Annotated in this window: 6 protein-coding genes and 1 pseudogene; 6 read left to right on the top strand and 1 reads right to left on the bottom strand. The window is 70.6% G+C overall.

Annotation, left to right across the window (positions count from 1 at the left end):
* Positions 1 to 287, top strand: a pseudogene (locus O3Q52_RS48890) (hypothetical protein); the annotation flags it as partial.
* 79 nt (positions 288 to 366) lie between these two features.
* Positions 367 to 1,368: a glycoside hydrolase family 43 protein gene (locus tag O3Q52_RS48885; RefSeq protein WP_269654897.1), complete on the top strand. Its 1,002-nt coding sequence runs from the start codon at positions 367 to 369 to the stop codon at positions 1,366 to 1,368.
* A gap of 17 nt (positions 1,369 to 1,385) precedes the next feature.
* On the opposite strand, the gene O3Q52_RS48880 is transcribed toward O3Q52_RS48885, so the two are convergent.
* Positions 1,386 to 2,111 carry a M24 family metallopeptidase gene (locus O3Q52_RS48880; protein ID WP_269654895.1) on the bottom strand — a complete coding sequence of 242 codons (726 nt, stop codon included), beginning with the start codon at positions 2,109 to 2,111 and terminating at the stop codon, positions 1,386 to 1,388.
* Positions 2,112 to 2,298: 187 nt separating this feature from the next.
* Between O3Q52_RS48880 and O3Q52_RS48875 the strand changes: the two genes are divergently transcribed.
* The 4 genes from O3Q52_RS48875 to O3Q52_RS48860 form a co-directional block, all read left to right on the top strand.
* Positions 2,299 to 2,685, top strand: a complete 387-nt coding sequence (locus tag O3Q52_RS48875; protein WP_269654894.1) for a molybdopterin-binding protein — start codon at positions 2,299 to 2,301, stop codon at positions 2,683 to 2,685.
* Between the two features lie 51 nt (positions 2,686 to 2,736).
* Positions 2,737 to 3,567 carry a molybdate ABC transporter substrate-binding protein gene (gene modA, locus O3Q52_RS48870; RefSeq protein WP_269654896.1) on the top strand — a complete coding sequence of 277 codons (831 nt, stop codon included), beginning with the start codon at positions 2,737 to 2,739 and terminating at the stop codon, positions 3,565 to 3,567.
* On the top strand, positions 3,564 to 4,442 hold the full coding sequence (locus O3Q52_RS48865) for an ABC transporter permease (RefSeq protein ID WP_269654893.1): 879 nt from the start codon (positions 3,564 to 3,566) through the stop codon (positions 4,440 to 4,442). The genes modA and O3Q52_RS48865 overlap by 4 nt, the downstream gene beginning before the upstream one ends.
* A partial coding sequence (locus tag O3Q52_RS48860; protein WP_269654892.1) for an ATP-binding cassette domain-containing protein occupies positions 4,439 to 4,923 on the top strand: 485 nt, incomplete at its 3' end. The genes O3Q52_RS48865 and O3Q52_RS48860, both read left to right, overlap by 4 nt.

Raw genomic sequence — 4,923 nt, 5'->3', positions numbered from 1 at the left:
GCCCCAGCCGGCAGCGCACCGCCGCCCCGCCCCGGAGCACGCCCTCGAACCTGCAACCCGACTCGGCCACCCCGCCGCGCAGTACGACGACCGAGGAGCCGGCCCCTCAGCCGCAGACGACCTCCCCGACGGCCGAGGACACGGTCTCCGACCGCAACGAGGCGCAGCCCGGTCAGACGCCCACGCCCTCTGCCACCGAGCCGAGTTCGCAGCCGCCGCAGACGAGCCCCGCGCCGACCGCGACCTCGCCGTCGCAGATATGCCTGCTCGTGGTGTGTCTCGGCTGACGGCGCCGCGTTCGCCCGGCGAACCGGCCGCTCCCGGCTCCTGTCGACGTAGTCTTCGGCCGTGGCCGAGAGCGAACTGATGCGCCTTCCCGACATGCCGCTGCACGATCCGTTCGTCGTCGCCGACCCGAAGACGCGCGCCTACCACCTCTACACGTCCAACGACCCTTCCGTGTCGGGCGTGGACGGCACCGGCACGATGGTCTACCGCAGCGAGGACCTGCGCGACTGGACGCGTCCCGTCGTGGTCTTCCTGGCCGCCGAGCAGCAGGAACTCTGGGCGACCGACGGCGGATGGGCACCGGAGGTCCACGAATGGGGCGGCAGGTACTACCTGTTCACCACGCTGCACAACCAGGACAGGCCGATTCCGGTTCCTCCGCCCAACCAGTGGGGTGTGCCGTTCCAGATCCCGGCCTGCATGCGCGGCACGATCACGGCCGTTTCCGACTCGCTGCTGGGCCCCTTCACCGTCGTCGACCCGTCACGCCCCACCCCACCCGAAAATCTCATGACCCTCGACGGCACGCTCCACGTCGACCCGTCCGGACAGCCCTGGATGGTGTACGCGCACGAGTGGCTGCAGACCATCGACGGAACCATGGAGGCGATCCGGCTGGCCCCGGACCTGACCCGGACGACCGGCGACCCGGTCCTCCTGTTCAAGGCCTCGGACGCGTCCTGGATCACCGAGCAGATCCCCGGCGGCCTGCCGAACCAGCTCCCGCCCTACGTCACCGACGGTCCCCAGCTCCACCGCACCCCTGACGGGTCCCTGCTCATGCTGTGGTCGACGTACGAGAAGAACGTGGTCGGCCAGGACGGGTCCATCAGCGGCGGCTATGTGCAGACCTACGCCACCTCCGAGTCCGGCAGCATCACAGGGCCGTGGCGGCAGCACCGGCCGCTGGTCCGCGACGACAGCGGTCACGGCATGCTGTTCCACACCTTCGACGGCCGGCTGATGATGGTCCTCCACCGCCCCTTCGAGAACGCACGGGGCAAGCTGTACGAGATGGAACTCAGCGGCCACGAGCTGCGCGTGCTCCGCCGACGCGCCGACCTCGACGGCGGCGGCTGACACCGCCCCGCGATGCGTCACGACACGGCGCGGACCGCGTTCCCGTCACTTCGGCCCACGTCGAGCAGTTCCTCGTAGAAGCCGCCGAACCCGCGCTCCCGGTCGACGATATGGATCTCCAGGATCCATTGGCAGCGGCGCCCGGCCCTGTCGGTGCGCCGCATCGGGGTGTCGTTGCCCGGCGCGATGTACGACTCCACGTCCGCGCCGTCGATCCACTCGTGCGGGAACTCGCCGACCAGGTGTCCGGCGTGCCAGCCGCCCAGCTCCCACCCTGCGTCGGTGGCGAGCCGCTCGACCTCGGCGTACAGCCGCTTGCCGGTGATGTCGGGCTCGCTCCCGAAGAACCGCTGCCCGGCCGCGAAGATCTTCGGCAGATCGTCCTTCAGCCGCCGCTTGACCGGGTCGTCGCCCAGTACGAAGGTGCGCCCGAAGTCGGCCTCGTACTCCTCGAAGATGGGTCCGAAGTCGGCGAACACGATGTCGTCCGCGCCGATTTGACGGTCCGGCGGGTTCTCCCGGTAGGGCTTCAGCGTGTTCGGGCCGGAGCGAACGATCCGCTTGTGCCAGTGGCGGGTCGTGCCGAACAGCTCGTTCGCCAGATCCCGGACCTGGTCGCTGACCGCCCGCTCCCCCTGCCCCGGCGCGACGAGCCGGCGCTCCTCGATCTCCGCGAAGAGCCGCTCGGCCTTCGCCTGAGCGTCCAGCAGTCGCGCCGCGCGCGTGGGTTCGTCGTCCGCCATGCGCCCGACCGTAGGCGGGCGAATCTTCGTCCGGCAACCAAATTCTTCACGCCTACCGCCTCCCGGACGACCGTACCCGGGTGTCCGTCTCGTACAAACGCACATTCCAGGCCTTCCAATCAATGATCCAGCTCATGCAATGAGACAGTAGGCTTTCACCTTGCATTTGCGGCAGTATCATCGGCGCATGCACACCTACCGGATCGGGGACGCCGCCGCCCTGCTCGGTGTCAGCGCCGACACTGTGAGGCGCCTGGTCGACGGTGGGAAACTCGCCGCCGAACGCGACGGGGTGGGCCGCCGGATCATCCCCGGGCCGGTCCTCGCCGCCTATGCCCGGCAGTTGCACCGCACGGACCGGGAGAACGCCGGCTCCTCGGCCCGCAACCGCCTCTCCGGCATCGTCACGGACGTGATCCTCGGAGACGTGTCCGCGCAGGTGGAGATCCAGGCGGGGCCGTTCCGGGTGGTGTCCCTGGTCAGCCGCGAGTCGGCCGAGGAGCTGAAGCTGGAGCCCGGTGTTCCGGCGGTTGCCGTGATCAAGTCGACCAACGTGGTCGTCGAGAGACCGTAGAGGAGTCCCGCGGTGGATTCTTCGTCATGTGACAGAGGGAGTAGATCCGTGATGACTCGTTCCGCGCGCCGGACCCGCCGGACCCTGCAGGTGGCCGGTGCGGGAGCCGCCGCGTTGCTCACCCTGAGCGCCTGCTCCTCCTCCGACGACTCGTCGACGGGTTCCGGCTCCTCCGCGTCGGAGTCCTCGTCCTCTTCGGACAAGCTGTCCGGCACGGTGACCGTGTTCGCCGCGGCCTCCCTGAAGGAGAGCTTCACCGCGCTGGGCAAGGAGTTCGAGCAGGAGCACCCCGGCACGAAGGTGACCTTCAGCTTCGGCGGCAGCGACTCTCTCGCCGCGAGCATCACCGGCGGCGCCCCGGCCGACGTGTTCGCCTCCGCCAGCCCCAAGACGATGGCCATCGTCACGGACAAGGGCGACGCGTCGGGGACGCCCGACACCTTCGTCCGCAATCAGCTCGAAATCGCCACCCTGCCCGGCAACCCGGACGGGATCGCCTCCCTCAAGGACCTCACCAAGTCGGGCCTGAAGGTCGTGCTCTGCGACAGGACCGTGCCGTGCGGCGCCGCCGCCCAGAAGGCCCTGGACGCCAGCAAGCTGAAGCTCACACCGGTCTCGTACGAGCAGGACGTCAAGGCCGCCCTGACCAAGGTCGAGCTCAAGGAGGCCGACGCGGCCGTCGTCTACAAGACCGATGTGAACGCCGCCGGTGACAAGGTGGAGGGCGTGGACTTCCCCGAATCGGCCGACGCCATCAACGACTACCCGATCGTCCGGCTCAAGGACGCCCCCAACGCCGAGGCGGCCAAGGCGTTCATCGCGCTCGTGCAGTCCGCCGACGGCCAGAAGGTCCTGACCGAGGCCGGGTTCCTCAAGCCGTGACCTCCCCGACCGACGCGCCCGACAGGTCCGCCGCCGCGGCCGACACCCTCCGGGGTGGACCGCGGCGCGGATGCGGCCGCGTCCCGACGGGCTTCGGCCGGGGCGTACCGCTGCCGCTGCTGGTGCCCGCGCTATTGGGCCTGGCGTTCCTGGTGCTGCCGCTGATCGCCCTGCTGGTCCGCACCCCCTGGCACAGCCTGCCGGACCAGCTGACCAGCCCCGAGGTCTGGCAGGCGCTGAAGCTGTCCCTGCTGTGCGCCACGGCGGCGACCGCCGTGAGCCTGGTGATCGGGGTGCCGCTGGCCTGGCTGCTGGCCCGGGTCGAGTTCCCCGGCCGCGGGCTCGTACGGGCCCTGGTCACGCTGCCGCTCGTCCTGCCCCCGGTGGTGGGCGGTGTGGCTCTGCTGATGGCGCTGGGCCGCAACGGCATCGTCGGGAAGTGGCTGGACGCGTGGTTCGGGGTCACACTGCCGTTCACCACCGCCGGTGTCGTCGTCGCCGAGGCGTTCGTGGCGATGCCGTTCCTCGTCATCAGCGTCGAGGGCACCCTGCGCGCCGCCGACCCCCGTTACGAGGAGGCGGCCGCCACGCTCGGCGCCTCCCGCTTCACCGCCTTCCGCCGCGTCACGCTCCCGCTGATCGCGCCCGGCATCGCGGCGGGTGCCGTACTCGCCTGGGCGCGGGCGCTCGGCGAGTTCGGCGCGACGATCACCTTCGCGGGCAACTTCCCCGGCCGTACGCAGACCATGCCGCTGGCCGTCTACCTGGCCCTGCAGAGCGACCCCGAGGCGGCCATCGCCCTCAGCCTGGTGCTGCTCGCCGTGTCCGTCGCGGTACTGGCCGGGCTGCGCGATCGCTGGATGACCGCCTCATGACCCACACCGAGAAGAGTGAGAAGACCGAGAAGTCCGCGTACGGGGCCACGGGCGTCCCCGGCCCTGCTCCGGCGGGTCTTGACGCCCATCTGGTCGTCGACCGCGGCTCGTTCCGGCTCGACGTGGCACTGACCGCCGCACCCGGCGACGTGGTCGCGCTGCTGGGCCCCAACGGCGCCGGAAAGACCACCGCCCTGCGCGCCCTGGCCGGCCTGACGCCGCTCACCGGCGGCCATCTCCGCCTGGACGGTGCGGCGTTGGAGCGTAGGGCGCCCGAGTCGCGCCCGGTCGGTGTCGTCTTCCAGGACTACTTGCTCTTCCCGCACCTCACGGCCCTGGACAACGTGGCTTTCGGCCCGCGCTGTCACGGAGCGACCAAGGCGGAGGCCCGCGCCCAGGCCGCCCGCCGGCCGGCGCGTACGGGAACTCGAGCACCGCGTCCGGGGCGAACAGTTTCACCCACTCCTCGGTGTGTCCGGCA

Origin of the sequence: Streptomyces sp. ActVer (assembly GCF_027270795.1) — a bacterium.
GTDB lineage: Bacteria > Actinomycetota > Actinomycetes > Streptomycetales > Streptomycetaceae > Streptomyces > Streptomyces umbrinus_A.
This window is presented reverse-complemented; position numbering and strand designations above follow the sequence as displayed.

Bases quoted from the DNA above. Each gene is read 5' to 3' on its own strand.
- O3Q52_RS48885 (WP_269654897.1), top strand. From the start codon at position 367: ATGCGCCTTCCCGACATGCCGCTGCACGATCCGTTCGTCGTCGCCGAC.
- O3Q52_RS48880 (WP_269654895.1), bottom strand. From the start codon at position 2,111: ATGGCGGACGACGAACCCACGCGCGCGGCGCGACTGCTGGACGCTCAG.
- O3Q52_RS48875 (WP_269654894.1), top strand. From the start codon at position 2,299: ATGCACACCTACCGGATCGGGGACGCCGCCGCCCTGCTCGGTGTCAGC.
- modA (WP_269654896.1), top strand. From the start codon at position 2,737: ATGACTCGTTCCGCGCGCCGGACCCGCCGGACCCTGCAGGTGGCCGGT.